The sequence below is a fragment of the Anaeropeptidivorans aminofermentans genome, from assembly GCF_940670685.1.
Lineage (GTDB): Bacteria > Bacillota > Clostridia > Lachnospirales > UBA5962 > Anaeropeptidivorans > Anaeropeptidivorans aminofermentans.
Genome location: NZ_OW711693.1, coordinates 1,468,648 through 1,490,082 on the forward strand (window position 1 = coordinate 1,468,648; position 21,435 = coordinate 1,490,082).

A 21,435-nucleotide genomic window follows, 5' to 3' on the forward strand; every position below is an offset into this window, starting at 1 on the left:
TTAGGTCAGGTTTTGCTTCTTGACTTTTTCAATCGGGAGGTTTCGTTATGCCATTCAATAAGGAAATAACAATTTATAATGCTGTGGACTATTTGCGCCTGTCTAAAGAAGATGGCGATAAGGCAGAAAGCGACAGCATTGCCAATCAAAGAGATTTAATAACCAATTTTGTGAAGTCAATGCCCGAAATCCGCCTCTGTTCCGAAAGAATAGATGACGGATTTAGTGGTGTTGACTTTAATCGTCCTGCCTTTAATTTAATGATGGAGGATGTAAGAGCTGGGCGGATCAACTGTATCATAGTCAAAGACCTGTCACGTTTCGGCAGAAACTACATCGAAGCAGGACGATACATTGAACGGATTTTTCCGTTTTTAGGTGTGCGTTTCATTGCTATCAACGACGGTTACGACAGTGCAAAGGAAAAATCACCGTCAGACGATATTATCATTCCGTTTAAGAACCTTGTCAACGATGCGTATTGCAGAGACATCTCCGTTAAAATCAGGAGCCAGCTTGATGTAAAGCGCAAAAATGGCGAGTTTATCGGTTCCTTTGCCGTTTACGGCTACATGAAATCAGCAGAGAACAAAAATAAACTGGCGATAGACCCCTATGCCGCAAAGATTGTGCGGGATATTTTTGCATGGAAGCTGGACGGACTCAGCCAGCAAGGGATAGCCGACAGGCTGAATGAGATCAGCGAGCCATCCCCCATGGAATATAAGCGGTTTTCGGGGCTTAACTTTGCTACCAGCTTTCAGGTAAACCCCAAGGCAAAGTGGACTGCTGTGGCGATTGGCCGCATTTTGAAAAACCCTATTTATGCAGGGCATCTTGTGCAGGGCAAGGAAAGCACTCCAAACTACAAGATTAAACAGCGGATTATGAAACCGGAGGATAAATGGATTCGGGTGGAAAACACCCATGAGCCTATTATCCCGCAAGAAATTTTTGACACAGTAAACCGTGTGCTAGCACAGGATACCCGCATTGCTCCAGACGGAGAAGCTGTCTATCCGTTCTCCGGTCTGCTTTTTTGTGCTGACTGCAAAAGCGGTATGGTGCGAAAGATTGTACCCGCAGGCGGAAAGAAGTACGCCTACTATTATTGTTCAAAGAATAAGGCCGGGAATGGCTGTACCACACACTGCATCAGTGAAAAGGTATTGGAAAAAGCAGTTCTGCAAGCACTTCAAAATCACATCGCTTCTATTCTTGACATTGAACGGATTCTCTCGTTTATCGACACACTTCCTATGCAGCAGGAGGAAATACGAAAGATTGATACTCAACTGCTGATGAAACAGGAGGAAATCGAAAAGTATAAAAACCTCAAGGTGTCTATCTATGGGGACTTAAAAAGCGGTGTCATTGATGCAGATGAGTACCGGGAATTTAAGGTCATATACGGAAAAAAGTGTGAGGAAGCGGAGAAAGCCGCCGAACGGCTAAAACAGGATATTGCCCTGATCCTTGCGGGTAAGGGAGCAAACAGCGTTTGGATTGAAGCCTTTAAGAAAAATCGGAATATCACCGAGCTGTCCCGAAAGATAGTTGTTTCCCTGATTGAGTGGGTCAATATCTATTCCGGAAGCCGGGTGGAAATCCGATTCCGCTATCAGTATGAATATGAAAGAGCCTTGTTCTTTGCTCAAAACGCAAAAGAACTGATTGTTACAACTTCACCGGCTTCTATGCAGGGGGTGGTGTAATATGGCGAGGACGAGCAGAAAGCAAGCAGATAGTTTTGCCCAGGCCCCCCATGAAACGATATGGGATACCTGTATTTATGGGCGATTGTCCTTTGAAGATGAGAGGAAAAAAGAAAGCGATTCCATCGGCAATCAGATTGCCATGCTGGAACGCTATATCGGGGAAAGGCCATACCTGAAGCTCGCATCTGTTTTTAAGGACATCAATCAGACAGGAACGAACTTCGACCGTCCCGGCTTCAATGAAATGATGGACGCCATCAAAAGTGGAAAAATCAATTGCATTGTGGTCAAAGACCTGTCCCGTTTCGGCAGAAATTACATTGAAACCGGAACCTATCTTGAAAAAATACTGCCATTCTTTAACGTTCGTTTTATCTCCGTGAATGATGATTATGACAGCCTGAACCCTAATCAGCAGGATGAAGGATATGTTGTTCCCCTAAAAAACCTGATTCATGAAGTGTATGCCAGAGATATATCGCAAAAGATAAAATCAGGGCTTGCGGTTATGAGAAGTAAAGGAGAATTTACCGGTTGTGTCGCAGCTTATGGGTATCTAAAAGCAGACGGTAATAGGTTAGTAATCGACGAGGAAACCGCACCGGTTGTCAGAAATATTTTCAAATGGGCAGCGGACGGCATGGGCGATGTTCGGATTGCACAAAGGCTCAACGAGCTGGGCATTCCCTCCCCAGGCCAGTATCGCTATGAAAAGGGCATCTTAAAAAGTGAGCGTTATGCCAATATACGGTATTGGTATAAAAGTGCCGTTCGCAGGATTTTAGTCAACCAGGTTTACCTCGGACATATGGTTCAAGGCAAAACAAAATCTGACCTATGGGGCAAGGGTGGTTGCGTTGAGCAGCCACAGGATCAGTGGGTAGAAATCAAGAACACCCATGAACCCTTGGTTGATGAAGAAACCTTTTTGGCGATACGGCAAATCAAGCAGGAACGGGAACCCAGTGAGAGAAAAGAAGTGGAGCAGAAAGGCTTAAATATCTTGAAAGGGCTTGTTTTCTGCGGTGACTGCAAGCGAAGTATGAACCGGCACAAAATGCCGAGGTCAAACGGCACAGTGCTTTACTACTTTACCTGTGCTACATACGAGAATGTTGCCAAAAATGACTGTGTTAGAAAGCGGATGGATGAACCGGAGCTGTTATCCATTCTCTATACGGCTATCCGCAAGCAGATTGACCTTGCTGTTGACATCGACCGAATGGTGTCTAAACTGGGTGCAAGGGAAGGCTTCTGCCAGCAGCAAAATGATGTGGACACAGAGTTTTCCGAAACGGAAAAGAAGCTGTCCAGGCTGTCCATGCTCAGAAGCTCCTTGTATGAGGACTATCAGGAAAAACTCCTTGATGAAGCGGAATATCTCTTTACAAAAGCAAAGTATGAGAAAGATGTTATTGATTTACGGAAACGACTTGATGAACTATCCATGCAAAAACACCGTCTTGATACCATGCTGACACCTCAAAATCCATGGATAACAGCCTTGAAAAAATTCAAGAAGAACAAAGCTGTAACGGGAGAAATGATTTCCGAGCTGATAGAACGGGTAGAAATATTAAGCGATCAAACAGTGTCCATCTGTTTTAGGTACAGGGATGAGTTTGAAAGTTTGCTCGGTTTTATCAAGGCGGAGGGTGAGGTGAGGGTTTCGTGAGTATCAAGAAAATCCTTGCCGAGTATATCAGGCTATCTCAAGAGGACGAGAACGAGGGTGAAAGCAACAGTATAAGAAACCAGCGGGAGCTTCTGAATGCCTTTGTGGAAAGCTCCCCCGACCTCTCACAGTATGAAGTGGTTGAGTTTTGCGACGATGGTTACAGCGGTACAAATTTTGACCGTCCGGGCGTGAAAGCCCTGCTGGATGAAGTGCGTGCGGGAAACATACAGTGTATCATCGTAAAAGACCTGTCCCGTTTCGGAAGAAACTACATTGACATTGGAGATTATTTGGAGCAAATATTCCCCTTTTTAGGGGTGCGCTTTATCTCCGTCAACGACCATTTTGACAGCAATGACTTTGACGGTACGACCGGCGGACTTGATGTGGGTTTCAGAAACCTGATTTACTCCCTTTACAGCAAAGACCTTTCACAAAAGGTACGGAGTGCAAAAAAGACCCGCATGGAGAAAGGAGAATTCATCGGCAGCCATGCTCCTTATGGCTATGCGAAATCGCCGGAAAACCGCAAGAAACTTGTGGTGGACGAAAAGGCTGCCGCCGTTGTCAGGCGTATCTTTGCCATGGCGGACGAAGGCAAAAATGCAGTCCAGATTGCCGCTGTTTTGAATTCGGAAAATGTACCTACGCCATATATCTATAAGCGGCTTATGGGTTGTAACCGTAAATACAATGTGGTTGGAAATACGAATCACTGGCATAATACGACTATCCTGACCATTATCCGTGATGAGCGCTACACAGGGAAAATGGTAAATGGGAAAAATCGCAGTCCTTTTGTCGGGAGTAAGCATGGAAAACGCATCCCAAAAAGTGAGTGGATTGTCGTACCCAATACCCATGAGGCTATTGTTTCGGAGGAATTATTTGCTTCGGTTCAGGAGCGTTTCTCTGCCCCTGCGAGGATAAGGACAGAACCGGCCGAGATCAGACCACTGATGGGTAAAGTGAAATGTGGGGTTTGCCAGCACGTTATGCGAAGAAGCAATAGCCCCTCGGCTACTGCATATTATTATTGTGAGAGCCATCAATATGTGGCTGACAGCACTTGCACAAAGGATAGGATTCCCGAAGTCAGTTTGATACAGACCGTCCTATCTGTGATACATAAACAGATAGAGACCATGCTTGATATGGAACAGTTTTTTGACAGAGTGAAAACGCAAAGCCATAATGATATAACCACTCTGACAGAGCAAATCAGGCAGCTCCAAGCCGTCCTCGCCAAGCTGAAGGCTTCCAAAGTTAAGGCATATGAAAAATACAAAGATGGGGCTTTGGACAGGGACAGCTATCGAAGCCAAAAGGCGGATATTGGTAAGGAAATTGCGGAAACAGAATCCCAAATCGTTGGACTTGAAACGTCATTGCAAAGCCGTTATCTTGAAAACGGACAGCCAATCTCCATCATTGAGAGCTTCAAGCGATATGAGGGATTTACGGAACTTTCAAAAGAAATGGCAGATGAACTAATTGACAGTATCTATATCTACGGAAATGAAGCGATTGAAATTGTGTGGAACCATAAGGATGAGTATATGAGGCTTGTCCAGTATGTCGAAAAAGGAGTATGCGCAGATGAAAACAGATAATAAAAAGAGCGTTTCGAGGAACGCTTGGACTATTTTGGGCATATAACGAACAAGGAGCCGTTGCATCAGAGTAGAGGTGCAACGGCTTAATTTCATAATTAGTGAGTTTTTCTCTGGTGGACGAATTAAATCAGTTTCGGAGGATATCCTCGTTTGGATCGTTCAGAACATGCATTAAACAAAACAGGCAATAATGTTTTATGCTATTCTGTTCCTGTCAAAACAACCTTCTACCATCTAAAATATTTATATCCAGCTCTTTCGCTATACTGGTCTGCTTAAATGGATTTATTTTTTCCACTACACCGTCACGTTTGAAAAGTGAGCCTGTATTCTTGAACCAAAAAGTTACATCTGCTTTTACGCATTGTTCACGAATATTAAGAACCCAATCATGATCACACATACGAGCTTCTCGTCCTGTTTCACCGCCAACGGTAACATGCTCTACGCCATGAAGATATGGTGTTAAATCTATCGCTTCTAAAAGTGGGGCGCAGGCAATAAAGCGTCGCTTTATCGGATAAGATAAAAAAAGTGGCAGTCTGTAATCAGCTAATGCTTGATTTTCGACAGTACAGCCAATATTCACATTGTCATAGCCTGCACCCCAATCGGGTGGAAGTGATACGAGAAAACGGTCAATTCGCTTTGTTAAAATCAAGAAATCAATATCAGTTCTTTCCTTGATGATAGCCCAAGTGTCTTTACGCCACTCGTCTGCTTCTGGCAAGAAAAAGTCCGTCGCAAAACAGGTTGGAAGAATTTTGTTGCCTTTGATATTGTATTCGCCCTTTGCATTTTTCCTTGCGGGCCAATCAAATTTATCTGTTTTTTGTATTGTGCTTTGGCCATAGCGTTTTGCATACGGCCCATAAAAATAGCAATTTGTACAGCCATCACTTATTTTATAACAGCCTGTCCATGGCTCCCAGTTCATAGTGTTCCTCCTCTTGGATGGGTGAAGCCGATGATAGCAGAAACGCAGCCGCTTGTCAAACGTAGCGTTTGAACGTCACCGTCTGTGCCTTCATGGAGATCTTATCCACCTCGTAGCCGTAGGCGGGCAGTTCCTTCTTGAAGGTTAAAAAGGCGTGGTCGATGGGAAAGCCCAGAATCTGTTCAATCTCGGCATAGGTCAGCGCGAAGCTGTTCTCCGTGCGTTGACCTATCGCCTTCCAAAGCGGCTCATATTTACTCATTGTCCGTCTCCTCCTAAAATAGCGGCTTTGATTTACCAAAGCCTAACGCATACTGTTTTACAACCTCAAGAGGGAACATTGTGCGTGTAGCAACTTCTTCTGCCGACATGCCTTGATTAAAAAAGCGTTTGATAACCGTGGTCATATCCTCTGCAATTTCTACAATGTGCTTGTCGGGGTCATATACCCGAATATCACGCTGCCCCCACGGGTATTCTTTGATTTCGTGTACCCACTGCAAACTGGATATGCTTTTTAGTTCGGCGTATACCTTGTCTAAATCTTCCACTTCAAAATAAACTTGAAAGTTGTGCGATTGCTCTTTCACGCTATCGACTGATATGCCAACGAGTTCGGCATATCCTTGTTGCAGAGAAAAGCCCTCAAATGTCACATGCACGCCAATATCCATTACTGCATTTTGATGAAGCACATTTTCATAAAAGTGCTTAGAAGCGGATATATCCTTAACCGCCAAAAGACAACCTTGATATTTCATTTTTCAATCCTCCTTTGAGGATAGTGTATCGTATATCTCTGTGCCGTCATAGTAAAAATCCGACATTGTTTTCAAGTAATTTTGGGGTGACACACCACTGATAGCCTTGAAATCTTTATCAAAATGGGCTTGGTCGAAATAGCCGGCTTGTTGTGACAATGCCGCAAAAAAGCAAGGCGATTTTTGAATGTGCTTTAATACATAATTAAAGCGGGTTAAACGTGCAAATTCCTTAACATTCATTCCAATTTGTGTGCGGAACAAGCGGTTTAGCTGCCGTTCACTATAACAAGATAGTCTGGCAATCTCTTTCACTTGTAACTGTCCATGATTATCAGAAATCGCTTTGGTTGCCAATAGCAAAGCATCTGAAACAACATGCTTTTCCATACGTTTGTATAAAATTTCCTCGCAAGCGTTCGCTAAGTCGGTTACAGTTTTTGATACTGCAAAAGCATGATGCAATAAACGGAACAACTCGTTGTCGATGTCCACAAGCGAAAGGCGTTTATCTGCAAATTCCGCTTGGTTTTGGCGTGTGATTTGATACAACCCATAGGGCGAAAGCTGGATAAGCATTAAAACATTATAACTATTTGGCTCCGTGCCTAACAATATGGGGGTGAGGGACGCTCCCCATAGTTCAGCAATGACTGTATTTCCATTAAAAGCAAGCGACAATGTTCCGCAAGCGTTAGGCATAAGCATATAATGCTCTGTAAACACATCCTTAGATGGAAATACGATGTTGTAATATTGAATATATTTTCTCAGCCCCACATGTGAGGGAAACATATTGAATTGCTTGTTATCTTTTATAATCAAATTATTCCCCCTTGCTTTTCAAAGAAAGACTTTCATTATGCGTATTAAAAATTTTACCATAGTTGAGAATTAACTTCAACCACGGCAGAAAGGATTGAAACAAGATGAAAACCAGAAACCGCTCACCATCTATTTGCAAGAATACTCTGGACAATCTTGGGGATGTAAAAACAAGAAACAGGCTGACTTCCTTATTGTAGAGTCAGTCTGTTCCTTGAACTGATTGAGGGTATTATCCAATTTGCTACTGCGTACGGGTTCAATGTCGCCGTGAGTTCCCAGGATATTGGCAGCGGTCATGAATTTTTCCGAAAAGGTTTGTCTGAAACCAAGCCAGCCACCTGCCCAAAGAAAGCAAATGTTGCTTTGGTTTTCAATGTATCTCGCATTGATCGGGATACATTGAAAACTATGCTTACATGAAAAAGGTCAATACGTTGGATGCAGAAGTTTTTCCTTGACAGACGGCAAAATGGACATGGATTTATTAGAAGATGCCATTGTAAATAGCTACATAAAAGGATTATTTTAATCAAATATTTTTTAGTCCTGACTTGACACCAGCAGGTCCAGTCGGTCCAGTAGCTCCGGCGGGCCCATCAGCTCCAGTGTTACCCGTGGGTCCAGTAGGCCCAGTAGCTCCGGCGGATCCAGTCGGTCCAGTGGGTCCAGTCGGTCCCGCCGGCCCAGTGGGTCCGGTTAAAGAGGAGGTTTCGATGTCAACAATGGCCGATCCCTGCATCACGGTAATATCGAGTGTTTGCGATTGAAATGTGAGTGTATCGCCTACCGTCATTGTTGCCGAGCCTACCGGCCCAATGACATTAAAGAGTACATCTCCGGGGTTAAAGGCCCCTGTGGGGCCGGTAGGACCGGTTGCCCCTGTGGGCCCGGCAGGGCCCTGCATGCCTTGGGCACCATCAGCGCCAGTGGGGCCTATCGGTCCCTGAGGGCCCTGTGGTCCCATTGGCCCTTGAGGCCCCTGTGGTCCCTGAGGACCCTGCGGCCCTTGAGGCCCTTGAGGACCCTGTGGACCCTGAGGGCCTGTATCACCAGTCGGTCCTTGTGGTCCTTGGGGGCCTGGAATACAACAATAATAGCCTGCATTGCAGCAACAGCTCCCGCGGCAAGCATTACATCGATTACATCTATAGTTCTTAGTATGCATATGAACCTCCGTTCTGAGTAGAAATACATCATGATAAATGCACTTTATAGTATATGTCTTATCACATAGAATGTGTTTCTGCTCTTCTTGCAGAGCATGGCAAATGCTGTTTTTTTGCAAACTGGCTTAAAAATATATTTGCCAATCCCAATATTCCACGGTTTGATTGGAAGATGTTTGGAGAAGAGATGCTTTATTCCCAATCATGAATCATTTAATAGAAAGTACAAACTCTGAGAGCTTTGTTTCACCATTGACCGCAGGATTTATTTGATTTTTGGTGCTTAAGCCTAGTAAACCATCAGCTACACTGACGGAAAGAAATACTTATAGCAGTAAAAATCTCCTTTAATAAGATAAAAGCTGTTTTCAACTGCTAAAAAATGAAAAAGGGTTGCCTTCTGGATAGAACGGGAAAATATGCATAATAATTACAAGGCTATGTAGTGAATTATGAAAAGTATGGTTTAAGCAATAAAATAAGGAGAAGGCATAATGATTATACAGATAAAGTATATAAATATCCTAATATAGGTAAAAGATATCACAATAGGAAGAAAGCAATAACATGGTGCTTTACGGTTACAGACTGAAAAAACTGCCTTGGGGATCTGATAAAATAGATAATCAGTATGTTTATTTAAAAGAATAGATAAAAATAGAAGAAGAAGCAACAGAGAAAGGATATACAAACTTCATATCAGGCATGGCATTAGGCTATGATATTTATTTTGGGAGACTATTTTAGAATTAAAGAAGGCACACTCAGAAATTAAATTAGAATGTGCCATTCCATATGAAATACGAGCCAAAGCTTGGAATGTAGAATAAAGAGAAAGATATTCTAATATCCTTAGTCAATGTGATGAAGAAAAATTATTAAGTAAAAATACACTCCATTTTGTTTAATAGGCATAATCGTTATATGGTAGATAAATCCTGTCTGTTAATTGCAGTATATTCTGAAAATATAAAAGATAGCCCTTATAGCACAATGCCTTATACCAAGAAAAGGAGATGGAGATTGTGGTAAATTTGATTTAATTGATGTTCTTATTTTTCTATATTTGCCGGAGTAGATGACAGATACTGTGAGGGCACACTGACTTTATGCAGTAAAGTCAGTGCATTAGACCTTAGAAAAGGAATACGGATAATTACTGCCGAAAGTAATGATTTCTAAGTATTTAAATATATTAGGTTCAATACTTCTAGCTGATATGTATTTTCCTTTTAATTTTAGGTAGATAACTTTTTTTTGATTTTCATCAGATAAAATATATTCTCTACTTAATGCTATAATTGATGCCCTATGGCGGTTAGGAACTTTTAATGAATTTCTTTTATCTATAACTACACCTGTAATTAAACTACACTTATTCTTACTATAATATTTGGTTTTTTTTCTTTAATAGCAATCCAATTTTACTTAATTTAAGTGATGCTTCTTTTTAAGTATTTCAGGGATTGATACACCGGATGAAAAAGTCATATCATCTACATATAAAGAAAAAGTGCAGTTATTCTTTAATAATATCGATGAATGTAGTATTAATTTTGCTTCTGAAAACATGTCATTGTAATAAAAACTCTTTATGTGAAAGGGGATTCTTAAATAAACATAGCATGAAATTATTAAAAAAAGCATATCTTAAAAAATTTCTTGCTAAACCCTAAATTTTAAAAAGTATAATTATAATTTAATAAGCAGCGTAGTGACCAGATATAGGCAGTGTATAAAATAGGGCAGGAAAGCAATATTTTTATAATGGTCTTTATATTGGCGACATCTCAATAAGATTTATTACGAATGGACTTTATTAATTTAGTTTTTCAATTAAATATGTATAAAATATGCATGCGTCTTTTATTTTTATTATTTCACAATTTTCATTTAACATATGGGCAAGCTTGTATTCTCCGGGTCCAAAACCTATGGTTGGTATACCCATGCTGACAGGGGTTACGGCATTTGTTCCAAAATCCCAAAAATCATATTCTTTCGGTTTGTAGCCGAAGGCTTCTTTGTATGCTGAAATGCAGGCAGTTACGAGGGGATGTTCCATTTCTATTTTCCATGGTTCGTGCAGGGGCTCATATATAAAATCTTTGCCTGTCCAGCTAGTACGCCTCAATGTACCGATTTTCCAGGATGCATTTTTTCCGGCTATAAGACTATTCATTTCTTTTTTAATATCTTCTTCTGTTTCACCAAGAGCCATACGGCGGTCCAGATATATACTGCACTCACTCGGAACAGCATTGAGAGAGGCGCTTATGCAAGATATATCAGATAATACAACCGTTCCGTGGGGGTCACTTGACGCCATAAGCTTTTTATTTAAGTCATCTACTCTTGTAATAATCTCAGCCATTTCATATACAGCATTTATACCCTTTTCAGGAGCTGAGCCGTGAGCAGATACGCCGTGTGTAGTAATTAAAACCTGAGCCTTTCCCTTATGGCCAAGAGTTATTATATTATCAGAAGGTTCACATATAACAACAAAATCAGGTCTTAAATCATGGTCTTCATATAGCATTTTTATGCTTTCGCCGTCACAGAATTCCTCGCATACAGAGCCTGTTACATAAATCGTTCTATTCTTTGTAAGCCCTAATTCTTTGGCAATGGCCGCTGCGTATACTGAAGCTGCCAACGCAGACTTCATATCTACACTGCCTCTTCCATATATTCTGCCATCTTTAATTTCAGCAGAAAACGGAGGCAATATCCAATCCATTTCATCATTTACTTCAACTGTATCCATATGAGAGTCAAAATGTATTATTTTGCCGCTGCTGCCTATTTTGCCTACTATATTTCCTATATTATCGATGAAAACTTCATCATAATTTAGTTTTTCCATTTTCTTTTTAACACATTTAGCTATATGTGCTTCATTATCGGAATAGCTCTTTATCCTAACTAACTCCTGAGTGAATGTAACTACATCATTTTCATACTTTTTGAATATTTCCTTGTATTGTTTGCTTGACATAATCTAACCCTCCGATTACTTATAATGTTGAAAATTAACGATAAATCTATTATAAAAAGCAGATAAATAAGTGTTATAAGAGATTACGCTTATTTAGAGAAAGTTTATTTGAATTTAAAAATAAAAAACTATTTTTAAACTGAATAAGCATCCATAATGTTTTTTGATTTGACACAAGATGTTTCAAACAATACAATTATATTGCATTGTTTGAAAATAAAATATAATTATATTGCTTGTTTATATAAGGATATTGACGAGGTGATAATATGCAAGTGTATGATATACCGATAGGTGAAAATAAAAAAGAAGAAACTCTGCATGGCAGCTATGAATTCCCTATGGAAATATATGAAACTAAGTTATGCAAAAACATATTGGGATTTGTAAATTGGCATTGGCATGATGAGCTACAATTCTGTTTTATCACTGAAGGAAGAGTTTCATTTTATGTTAATTCGGAAAACTTTACTCTAAATAAGGGCGAAGGAATTTATATAAATAAAGGTATATTGCATATGGCAAAACCTTTAAGCGGAAATGATAGTTCCTATATATGTATTGATACAGACGCACGGCTATTTTCTTTATTTAGCGGTAGTATTATTGAATTAAAATATGTGAATCCCTTTATAGGGCCTGCGGGCATTCCGGGCATGGTATTAAGAAATGAAGAAAAGTGGCAGATCAATATACTTAAAAAGCTTAAAACAATACATAAGTACTATATAAAAAGAGAATATGGATATGAAATTAAGATTTGTACGGAGCTTTTATCTATTTGGAGACTTTTAATATTAAATTCTTCTGCGGAAATACAAAATAAAAGCCTGAAAATGAATACAGATTATATCAGAATGAAAGATATTATGGACTATATTCACTTAAATTATTTCAAAAAAATAACTCTTGAAATGATAGCTGATACAGTACATTTAAGTAAGCATGAGTGCTGTCGATTTTTTAAGAGAATGTCTAATACAACTATTTTTGATTATTTAATAGATTATCGGATTACCAGAGCTATAGAACTGCTTCATTTTTCAAATTTTAATATCAGCCAGATTGCTTATGAAGTTGGGTTTAGCAGTACAAGTTTCTTTATATATACTTTTAAAAGAAAAACTTCTTGTACTCCGGCAGAATATAGGGTAAAGAATGTTAAAAACAAAAAATAATGCACAGGGTATAGTTTACAGGACAGGAAATCATAATTACTATTACAGGCAACTGCTTTAGCAGTTGCCTGTAATAGTAATTATGATTTTGTTATATTAAAAGATATTAAAAACTTTATTTACTGTATTAAAGCAATTATGCATTCTTGTTTTCTTTAAAATATCTATACATATCAGTACCGGTAACCCAATTTTTACGGATTGCTTTTTCTGCTGCGTAAAAATCGTGCAAAGCAAGCTTATTGATAATTTCTTCGTGCTCAGAAAAAGACTCCTTTCGACGGGGGCTGATACTGAAGTATAGGTTCTCAATACGCTGGGCAGAAATTGACAATTGTTCAATATATTGAGCTATATAGTGGTTATTGGCAAGATGAACAAGATAATTATGAAAAACTTTGTCATATGCAGACTGTTTATGAATATCACTGCTTTCCAAAGCATCTGCGAATTCTCTATTAATTCTCTTTAGTTCCTTTATATGTTCGGAATTAATTTTATCAATAACCAATCTAATCACAACACAGTTCAATTCTTTTAAGGCTTCATAATTTTGGCGCACATCTTCCCAGTCAATTTCCGTTACACGGGTTCCGTTGGAAGGAATAACTTCAACTAGACCTTGCTTATTTAATAATTGCAAGGCCTCACGAACAGGGGTACGGCTTACTGAAAAATATTCGGCTAATTGCGTGTCGATAATTTTTTCTCCAGGTTCTAAGATACCTTTAACAATCCATTCCTGTACCGTTGAATATACGATTAATTTTGCGCTTGCAGGCGGAGAAAATTTGACTGATTGCGGAATAGGCATGTAATTCACTTCCATAATTTGTAATAATCAATTGTACTTTACCATAAAAAAGGCAAATATGCAATATACTGCGGGTATGTGAAATTTAAAATTCAGCAAAGTGAAGAATTATCTAAAAACTAAAATAATACAGTAATTTTATGCACTGTATTTCTGTTGACATATTGATTAGCATATGGTATCCTGTTTACAAATTTTGCCAATATATTGCATATTACATGATACGTATCATGTAGTATGGCATGTCATTACATAAAAATATTATCAAATAGCTTAAAAATTAGAATATTTGGAGATTCAAAAAAGATACTGTTACATTAAAGAAGAAATTTGAAAATTAGTATAAGCTCTGTAAAATTTATGTCCCCATAATTAACGTTCCAGACAAAATCAAAGAGAGAGTGAAGGACGCCGGCAAGTGGGATGGTAACCCGTTAAATTTATTTCGCATAACATGGAAAAATGAGCCGAAAAAATTCGGAGGCCTGTATCATTCCCCTGATTTTATTGAATTGCCTGAAAACTTACTGGTATAGGTATGTGCATAGCCTGTATGACTGATAAATATTTTCTAATTGGATCCCATAAAGTCGGAGTCCCTTTTGGATATCTTATGCCTTGCCTTGTAACCAGTCAATTTGATGCCTTCAGGCAGAAAGCCGTAGGGTCCTCTATAGGCAATTATTGCAGAGGCGATGCCTTTAACTCAAAGTTTCTGGCTTATGAATCCATTGCAATATTACCTAAAGGAATAAGCCGTGAACGCTTTGACTGGTGATCTGAAATAGCCGGTAAGGTTATTGCAACGAAGAGACGCAAAGCAATGGAAAGCAATGTGAGGGGAATATTTGATAAAACCGATGAAATTCGCATTACAAGGCAAGAAGTTGCAAATTTTAATCAGTTTGCTCAAATGGGTAATTATATATGGCACTATAATATCACAGGCCAGCTATTCAGGAAGCTTATCCTTCCAATTTCGCGGGCAAAATGGATTCCGACGCGGGCTTAGCAGCTTAATATGTGGATTTTTACCCTTAGCTGCTTGGGAATATTTTAAAACATCTCTTTTAAAAATAAGTTAAGAGCCATGCAACGTTTATCGCCGCTATGTCCTGTTATTATTCAGATTTTGAGATATTTCATTATAATTAAAGCAGAATACATAATGAATGGAGAGGAATTAAAATTGAACATAAGTAAAGATTTAAAGTTTATCAATAACACTGTAACACAGCAAGCAAAAGCACCTGAGTATCTAAGTATTGCTTCTACGGAAAATGTCAGGCGTTTGCACAGTTCCATACCTTCATATCATGAAACCCCGTTAGTTCCTTTAAATTCACTGGCAAAGAAATTAGGTTTAAAAGGTATTTATGTTAAGGATGAATCCTATAGATTCGGGCTTAACGCATTTAAAGGATTAGGCGGGATATACGCTTTGAGTTGCATAGTCTGTGAAAAATTTGGGATGGATATGAATAAAGTTGATTTTTCAGATTTACAGAAATCCAGTATGAGAGACAGGTTATCTAACTGTATTTTTGTTACGGCAACCGATGGAAATCATGGTAAAGGGGTTGTATGGGCGGCTACTCAGTTAGGCTGCAAAACTTATGTTTATATGCCGCAAGGTTCGTCGGAAAATCGGGCTCAGGCAATAAGGGATGCCGGTATGGCAGAAGTAGTTATTACGGATATGAACTATGACGATACGGTACGCTATGCATCGTATATGAGCGAGAAAAATAATTGGGCATTGCTTCAAGATACTTCATGGAAAGAATATGAAAAAGTACCTCGTTGGATTGTAGCAGGCTATACTACAATTGCCCATGAAGCAATAGAACAACTGCAAAAATATAATATAGATGCGCCAACCCATGTTTTTTTGCAAGCAGGCGTTGGAGCCATGGCAGGAAGCATAATAGGATATCTGGTCAATTATTACAAAAGCAATTACCCTGCATTTACAATAGTCGAACCGAAGCAGGTTTCAGGAATTTTTGAATCAGCCAGGCAAAACGATGGTCTGACACATTCAGCAGCAGGTAACGGAAACACAATTATGGCCGGTTTGAACTGCGGTGAACCATGTACAATTACTTGGCCGATTATTTACAATTTTGCCCGTCATTATGCATCCTGCCATGATGACGTAGCTAAAATCGGAATGAGATTACTGGCTTATCCCCAAGGGTCGGACAATAAAATAATTTCAGGAGAATCTGGGGCTGTTACCAGTGGGTTACTGGCCCTTCTTATGGAAAAAGATGAGCTTATTGAACAGCGAAAAGTCATGGGACTTAATGAAAATTCAATTGTTCTCCTTATTAACACAGAAGGGGATACGGACCCTATTTCATATCAGGCTATTGTAAATAATGAAAGTTTTGAGGTTTAAAAAATTGTATAGAGTTATATAAGAGTAATGGTAATTTTAAGAATTGATTTGGAACGAATGTGTCGCTATAAATAAGTAATATGATAAAATTGATAGCTTCATAGAGGGAAAACAGAAATGAAATAATAGAAAAATGAAGAGACTTTGTAAATTTAGAAGGCTATTACCATGAGAAGAAAAATGTCAAGAGGGTCAGGGCATGGCTTCAGACAGAGTTTGAAAAAGGAGGCTTTGATTGTTATATCCATGGAGTAATGCCCGAAAGGGCAGGAGTACGGGTAGGTATTTTAGGTAAGGACAAATTAAATATCCCTATTATTTTTTCAGACCATATAAATACGGTACATAAAATAGGATTATTTGGAAAAAACAATCGCACAGGGTATAGGCGGGCATGCGGGAAACGAGTTAATAAAAGGAGAATATTGAGGGAACTACTGTTTTTTCTGCCGTTGGCAGCAATTTAGCATGTATCTGCGTCAATTATACTGATTATTGCTAATGCCATTAATTACAGGCTTTTTTAATTAATATTGATTTTGAAAGACGGTATGAGATCTGAACATTTTTTATGGAATGTGCAGATTTATACCGCCTTTTTTATTGGTGCTTAAGCTCAATAAACCAAACCATTGATCTAATCTCCACTGTAAGATATAACTAATACTGCGACAAATTAAAAAGAAAGTTGCCTTTTCCAAAGTAAATGTAATATCAACATACTGTTTGTTATGCTCATAATCAAATTTCCGCCTGAATAAGCATATAACTGTATCAATATGTTAAAAGAGGGGAGAGGGATCAAAATGAGCAATAATCCAACTAACGAATGTAATTACAGAGTGAACCTTCCATATCCACCGGTGCGTGTGAACGGAAAAAATCCTGTTTATGCCGGTGAGATGCTTAGCAATATGGCTGAAGTTGTTTCCGAGATGAGTGATGTTTCCCGGTATTTCTATATCGCCATCGTAGCGCAGCAAAATCATAGTTCGATTTCAACATGCTTTCATCATATCAGTATTGTTGAGATGTATCATCTTAATATCTTTGCAGAACTTGCACATCTGCTGGGGGCAGACCCGAGGCTTTGGAGCGGGCGGGGGATCAAGCGCTGGTGGTCACCATCGTTTATCGGTTATCCTCATGAGTTGCATGAACTGATAGCTGAATCAATCAAAGCAGAGGAAGCAGCCATTAGCAAGTATTCCAGGCAGGCAAATATAATTAGAGACCCCAATATTGTGGCGATATTAAAGCGTATCATACTTGACGAAGAACGCCACCTTCAGATATTTAGAGAAATGTATAAACGGGTATAAGAATCCTGCGTTTACATAATTTCAAAGAGATTAGGCAACACTAAAGAAAACAGGAAGGAGAAAATGATATGAATTTATCAGACAGCATTACCAAAGCGAATTTATTGCGGGCATTTGCCGGTGAATGCCAGGCATGGAGGAGATATGATTTTGCAGCCAACGTCGCCAAAACGCAAAAACTGCAAGTTCTTTATTATTTATTTAATTATACGGCAGAGCAAGAGAAAGAGCATGCGGAAGTATTTTACAATCATTTAAAAGAGTTTACGGGCCAAGAGATTTCCATCAATGCAAATTACCCCATCGATAATACCGATGATATAATGGAACTCTTAAGGCTTTCGGCAGAACATGAGGCAGCAGAACATACAACTATATATAAGGAATTTGGTGATAAAGCACAGGAAGAAGGCTTTAGGGCAATTGCCAGCTCTTTTCATCAGATTGCTGCAATTGAGCAAACGCATGGCATACGCTTTCAGCATTATTTGACTTTAATGCAGAGCGGGAATCTGTTTGTAAGCGATTCCCCTGTAGATTTTATCTGCTTAAAATGCGGTCATATTCATCATGGAACGATAGCACCGCAAATTTGTCCTGTTTGCAGTCATGATCAGGGATACTTTATTCGCCGGGCATCTTCCCCATTTGAAAATTAGACGAATCGTATGGTTATGTTTAACATTTGCATGTATAGCCCTTCAATCAGCGCTGATACGGTTAGAATATTGGATAATTTTTATGCTGAAATATCTTTTTACAGATATTAGACTTCTTGGAATTACTGGCTAGCCGGCAATGTCGTTAACTTAACGAAAACATAGAATCATAAACTGAATGATTAAAAGCAAGAAATGCTGGAGACAGAAAAACAAGGCACAATAAAAAGCTGTTTTTATTAAGAAAAATAAAAACAGCTTTTTATTGTGCAAGCACCCCCCAGCTATGCTGGGAAAAGGAGAAAGATTCTTCAAGTATCTGTTATTTTGTTTATATTCTCCTTTAAGTTGCTATAATTACTCACAAAATTCATTCTACTTTTCTTCGACAATACTCCCTTTGATAATTGATTTAAAATCCGGATTCTTTCTTTTTCTAAAAGTTTTGACGGGGAACCATTTCATTAATGGTTGACTTTACAAGTCCAAAAGAGACAGAAGCTTTCAAGAAAGTTTACAAGACTACTTTCCCCAAAGCCTTTCTAAAAAGGCTTTTTCTAATGGATTTTGTTTGGCGGCAATCATAAGAGCTTGTCACTTTTTTATAGTATAAGGCAACCGTTTTATAGTTCTTGACTATGAATGACGCATCTTCAAAAGAAATCGTTTTAGACAAAAATTCCGATTTGATAATCGAGTGGGCAGCACATTTAGTGAAAAGGCCTTAGGCCTCGTTTTAGACTAGGACGGAAGAGGCATTACTATATATATCGTTCATAATAGCGCAGTAAGCGCGGGGCCAAAGGCATTGAGAATCTACGAAAGTTTTAGCATTAAAAAAGAGCAGACCAAGTGGTTTTTCGGTATGAGTATGCTTATCATATCTGAACCGTTAAATTTACCTCTCGAATTATTACTGTCGTAAAAATTTCTCCGATAAATTTTATTGTATGGTATAATTTATTTTAAAGACAGGATGTTTTAAGGGCACTCCTTATGTATAGCGTAAATGGGGATAAATTTAATATTAAAAACTCAGAATAAAGCCAATGTCTTTGAAAGTATGTTCAACGCTTGTTTCTGAGAAAATATAAAGTAAAGTGGATCTGATTTTTAAGAAAACGATAGTAACAGTAAATTAAAAGCAGGGCTCATTAAATTTAACTGTAAGTAGACCTGTTCATTTCAAGTAGATAGATTTTCTGCTAAGTTATGGAATCTTCTTTTTTGCCTTGACAGATTTTTGATGCTATAATTATTTTCTAAATATATTATAAACGTTTAGAATTTATAGTAAATACTATGCTGCTATAATGCAAATAAGGTAGGAATGAAAGTATGTATATAGATGATTTTGCAATATTTATATTGCATATTTGTATTGCTTTTTTAATAAACAGAAGTCTTTTTGATGACATTAGATATGTATTTTTTCCATATTTGTCATCAATTCTTCTTTTGTCCATTAATCAGCTTATCATCTTTTATCTTATTGCCTGCTTATTCCCAGATAAGGCCCTTTATAAAGCTATCCTTTTATTGATTCATCTACTTTGTTTAACAGGGGTTTTAAAATTTAAAATTAAAATTTTCTATTTTAAATGGTTTGAAACAGTAGAAGGAGGCTGCCAAAAGGAGACTATAATAAAAAAAGAAAAGGTATTTATTGCAATATTATTTTCAATAACTTTATTGCTTTTTGCTACATTGGGTTATTTAAGATACTTCGGCAGTAATCCTATAGAAAAATATATTTTGACAATATTAAATATATATATATATATTCTGGTATTATTTTATTTTGAAAAAAGCTTAAAGTTCAGCATGGTATCCATTGAAGCCATTACAGATAAAACCTACAGAAAAGAAATAGAAAGCTACATGAAAGTGATACGCGCTCAAAGACATGATTTTAATTTCCACCTTCATGCAATACAGGGAATGATAGAAAACGGAAAAGTCAGCGAGTGCCACAAATATATACAGGAAATGGTTAAATCCTCTATAAGCCTTAATGATATTATAGGCGTATATGACCCTGCTATAGGGGCGATGCTTAATATTTTCAGAGAGAATGCTCTTATAAAGGGAATAAAGATAGATTTTGATATTAAGTATAATATGGAGCATATAGGCTGCTCCTCTTATGAAGCCAATAAAATAATAGGAAACCTCCTTCAAAATGCCCTGGATGAAACTGAAAGACATAAAGATTTGTCTTATGGAATAAAGCTTTTAATATTTAAAAGAAGCGGAAATACGGTTATTGACGTGTCTAATATTTTCAGCGGAAATGAGGGCGTATTGGCTGATATATTTCAATACGGCTATTCCACTAAACCGGACCATGACGGCATAGGCTTACCAAATGTATCAAATATATTAGAGCTTCGGGGAGGAATGATTTATACGGAGTTTGAGGAAAATATTATTCATTTTGTTGTTACTGTGCCAAACAGATATGCCAAAAGACCAGCATAGACTTATATTATAGCGGGGGAGGGTAGCTTGTGATATATGCTTTAATAGTTGATGACGATAATTTATCCAGAGAGTCTTTAAAGTCTGTTCTTAAAGGTTATGATAATATCGAGGTGAAAAATGAGGTTTCGTGCAGCATGGACGCTGTTAACTATTTAAAATCAGACCCTGATATAGACCTGATTTTTTTGGATATAGAAATGGAGGGCGGTTCAGGTTTTGAGCTTGCGGAATATTTAAGCAAGGAGTATTCCGATATATTATATATTTTTCTTACAGGCCATGCAGAATTTGCCTTGGACGGGTATAAATATAAACCTATAGACTTTCTTTCAAAGCCTATAAATACCTTTAGATTTGAACAAGCGATAAAAAGGGTTTTTGAAGCGAGGGCGGAAGAAAAGAAGCAAAGAAAAGCTCCAAGCCGAATAGGAATCAGGATTGAGGGCGGTTACGAAATAATAAATATAGAAGATATATACTATATTGAAAAGAAGCTTAGAAAAATATATCTTAAAACGAAAAGCGGAGAAAAAGTGTTTTCAAAATATTCTATGGACCAGCTTGAGATTATGTTTGAACCTCACGGATTTATCAGGGTTTATCCCTCTTTTCTTGTGCCTTTTAAACATATAAAATCTATTTTTGAGCAAGGAGACAGGATATATTACATTCTTCTTGATAATACACCTGATAAAATACCTCTCAGCAGAGGAAAATATGCTGAGGTAAAAGAATATTTATCTAAAGAAGGTGTTCGGTTTTACTAATGCTTACGGAAAACATGACATTAATACTGCCTAAATAGACAACGAAAAGGCTAAACGAGTCAAACTTTATTGTAGGGTATAAAATTATATAATATGATGTTA

At 38.1% G+C, this 21,435-nt stretch carries 17 protein-coding genes; 11 read left to right on the plus strand and 6 right to left on the minus strand.

What is annotated here, in order from left to right; all coding sequences use genetic code 11:
- Nucleotides 1-47 precede the first annotated feature (47 nt).
- The 3 genes from NBX03_RS06040 to NBX03_RS06050 are packed head-to-tail and all read left to right on the plus strand — an operon-like array spanning nt 48 to nt 5,009.
- Nucleotides 48-1,715 carry a recombinase family protein gene (locus tag NBX03_RS06040; RefSeq protein WP_250229853.1) on the plus strand — a complete coding sequence of 556 codons (1,668 nt, stop codon included), beginning with the start codon at nt 48-50 and terminating at the stop codon, nt 1,713-1,715.
- Between the two features lies 1 nt (nt 1,716).
- Nucleotides 1,717-3,393, plus strand: a complete 1,677-nt coding sequence (locus NBX03_RS06045) for a recombinase family protein (protein WP_250229854.1) — start codon at nt 1,717-1,719, stop codon at nt 3,391-3,393.
- Nucleotides 3,390-5,009: a recombinase family protein gene (locus NBX03_RS06050; RefSeq protein WP_250229855.1), complete on the plus strand. Its 1,620-nt coding sequence runs from the start codon at nt 3,390-3,392 to the stop codon at nt 5,007-5,009. Before NBX03_RS06045 ends, NBX03_RS06050 begins: the two co-directional genes overlap by 4 nt.
- A 217-nt stretch (nt 5,010-5,226) precedes the next feature.
- Here NBX03_RS06050 and NBX03_RS06055 read toward each other — a convergent pair whose 3' ends face one another.
- From NBX03_RS06055 to NBX03_RS06070, 4 genes are read right to left on the minus strand one after another with little or no spacing between them, the layout of a single operon-like run.
- Nucleotides 5,227-5,949, minus strand: coding sequence for a DUF5131 family protein (locus tag NBX03_RS06055; protein ID WP_250229856.1), 723 nt, complete (start codon nt 5,947-5,949; stop codon nt 5,227-5,229).
- Nucleotides 5,950-6,004: 55 nt separating this feature from the next.
- On the minus strand, nt 6,005-6,211 hold the full coding sequence (locus NBX03_RS06060) for a hypothetical protein (protein ID WP_250229857.1): 207 nt from the start codon (nt 6,209-6,211) through the stop codon (nt 6,005-6,007).
- 13 nt (nt 6,212-6,224) lie between these two features.
- Nucleotides 6,225-6,710 (minus strand): VOC family protein, encoded by a 486-nt coding sequence (locus NBX03_RS06065; RefSeq protein ID WP_250229858.1) that lies wholly within the window; start codon nt 6,708-6,710, stop codon nt 6,225-6,227.
- Nucleotides 6,711-6,713: 3 nt separating this feature from the next.
- Complete coding sequence (locus NBX03_RS06070; protein ID WP_250229859.1) at nt 6,714-7,535, minus strand: helix-turn-helix domain-containing protein; 822 nt, start codon at nt 7,533-7,535, stop codon at nt 6,714-6,716.
- A gap of 773 nt (nt 7,536-8,308) precedes the next feature.
- On the opposite strand from NBX03_RS06070, the gene NBX03_RS06075 reads away from it, so the two are divergent.
- On the plus strand, nt 8,309-8,485 hold the full coding sequence (locus NBX03_RS06075) for a hypothetical protein (protein ID WP_250229860.1): 177 nt from the start codon (nt 8,309-8,311) through the stop codon (nt 8,483-8,485).
- Nucleotides 8,486-8,492: 7 nt separating this feature from the next.
- Nucleotides 8,493-8,696, plus strand: coding sequence for a hypothetical protein (locus NBX03_RS06080; RefSeq protein WP_250229861.1), 204 nt, complete (start codon nt 8,493-8,495; stop codon nt 8,694-8,696).
- 1,827 nt (nt 8,697-10,523) lie between these two features.
- Here NBX03_RS06080 and NBX03_RS06085 read toward each other — a convergent pair.
- The gene (locus NBX03_RS06085) at nt 10,524-11,705 is read right to left on the minus strand and encodes a YgeY family selenium metabolism-linked hydrolase (RefSeq protein WP_250229862.1); all 1,182 of its coding nucleotides are present in this window, start codon (nt 11,703-11,705) and stop codon (nt 10,524-10,526) included.
- A 269-nt stretch (nt 11,706-11,974) separates the two neighbouring features.
- Here NBX03_RS06085 and NBX03_RS06090 point away from each other — a divergent pair, with 269 nt between their 5' ends.
- Nucleotides 11,975-12,883, plus strand: a complete 909-nt coding sequence (locus tag NBX03_RS06090) for an AraC family transcriptional regulator (protein ID WP_250229863.1) — start codon at nt 11,975-11,977, stop codon at nt 12,881-12,883.
- Nucleotides 12,884-13,019: 136 nt separating this feature from the next.
- Here NBX03_RS06090 and NBX03_RS06095 read toward each other — a convergent pair whose 3' ends face one another.
- On the minus strand, nt 13,020-13,697 hold the full coding sequence (locus tag NBX03_RS06095; RefSeq protein WP_250229864.1) for a GntR family transcriptional regulator: 678 nt from the start codon (nt 13,695-13,697) through the stop codon (nt 13,020-13,022).
- A gap of 1,168 nt (nt 13,698-14,865) precedes the next feature.
- Here NBX03_RS06095 and NBX03_RS06100 point away from each other — a divergent pair.
- From NBX03_RS06100 to NBX03_RS06120, 5 genes are all read left to right on the plus strand, one after another.
- Entirely contained in the window at nt 14,866-16,101 is a 1,236-nt protein-coding gene (locus tag NBX03_RS06100; protein ID WP_250229865.1) for a diaminopropionate ammonia-lyase, read from the plus strand.
- An 806-nt stretch (nt 16,102-16,907) separates the two neighbouring features.
- Nucleotides 16,908-17,423, plus strand: coding sequence for a ferritin-like domain-containing protein (locus tag NBX03_RS06105; RefSeq protein ID WP_250229866.1), 516 nt, complete (start codon nt 16,908-16,910; stop codon nt 17,421-17,423).
- Nucleotides 17,424-17,491: 68 nt separating this feature from the next.
- On the plus strand, nt 17,492-18,082 hold the full coding sequence (locus tag NBX03_RS06110; protein WP_250229867.1) for a rubrerythrin family protein: 591 nt from the start codon (nt 17,492-17,494) through the stop codon (nt 18,080-18,082).
- 1,824 nt (nt 18,083-19,906) lie between these two features.
- Nucleotides 19,907-20,563 carry a sensor histidine kinase gene (locus NBX03_RS06115; RefSeq protein ID WP_250229868.1) on the plus strand — a complete coding sequence of 219 codons (657 nt, stop codon included), beginning with the start codon at nt 19,907-19,909 and terminating at the stop codon, nt 20,561-20,563.
- A 29-nt stretch (nt 20,564-20,592) separates the two neighbouring features.
- Nucleotides 20,593-21,333, plus strand: coding sequence for a LytR/AlgR family response regulator transcription factor (locus NBX03_RS06120; RefSeq protein ID WP_250229869.1), 741 nt, complete (start codon nt 20,593-20,595; stop codon nt 21,331-21,333).
- Nucleotides 21,334-21,435 lie beyond the last annotated feature (102 nt).

Excerpts from the sequence above, each read along its gene's own strand:
- NBX03_RS06095 (WP_250229864.1), bottom strand. The coding sequence starts at position 13,697 with ATGCCTATTCCGCAATCAGTCAAATTTTCTCCGCCTGCAAGCGCAAAA.
- NBX03_RS06110 (WP_250229867.1), top strand. The coding sequence starts at position 17,492 with ATGAATTTATCAGACAGCATTACCAAAGCGAATTTATTGCGGGCATTT.
- NBX03_RS06040 (WP_250229853.1), top strand. The coding sequence starts at position 48 with ATGCCATTCAATAAGGAAATAACAATTTATAATGCTGTGGACTATTTG.
- NBX03_RS06085 (WP_250229862.1), bottom strand. The coding sequence starts at position 11,705 with ATGTCAAGCAAACAATACAAGGAAATATTCAAAAAGTATGAAAATGAT.
- NBX03_RS06045 (WP_250229854.1), top strand. The coding sequence starts at position 1,717 with ATGGCGAGGACGAGCAGAAAGCAAGCAGATAGTTTTGCCCAGGCCCCC.
- NBX03_RS06055 (WP_250229856.1), bottom strand. The coding sequence starts at position 5,949 with ATGAACTGGGAGCCATGGACAGGCTGTTATAAAATAAGTGATGGCTGT.
- NBX03_RS06090 (WP_250229863.1), top strand. The coding sequence starts at position 11,975 with ATGCAAGTGTATGATATACCGATAGGTGAAAATAAAAAAGAAGAAACT.
- NBX03_RS06060 (WP_250229857.1), bottom strand. The coding sequence starts at position 6,211 with ATGAGTAAATATGAGCCGCTTTGGAAGGCGATAGGTCAACGCACGGAG.
- NBX03_RS06105 (WP_250229866.1), top strand. The coding sequence starts at position 16,908 with ATGAGCAATAATCCAACTAACGAATGTAATTACAGAGTGAACCTTCCA.
- NBX03_RS06115 (WP_250229868.1), top strand. The coding sequence starts at position 19,907 with ATGGTATCCATTGAAGCCATTACAGATAAAACCTACAGAAAAGAAATA.
- NBX03_RS06065 (WP_250229858.1), bottom strand. The coding sequence starts at position 6,710 with ATGAAATATCAAGGTTGTCTTTTGGCGGTTAAGGATATATCCGCTTCT.
- NBX03_RS06100 (WP_250229865.1), top strand. The coding sequence starts at position 14,866 with ATGAATGGAGAGGAATTAAAATTGAACATAAGTAAAGATTTAAAGTTT.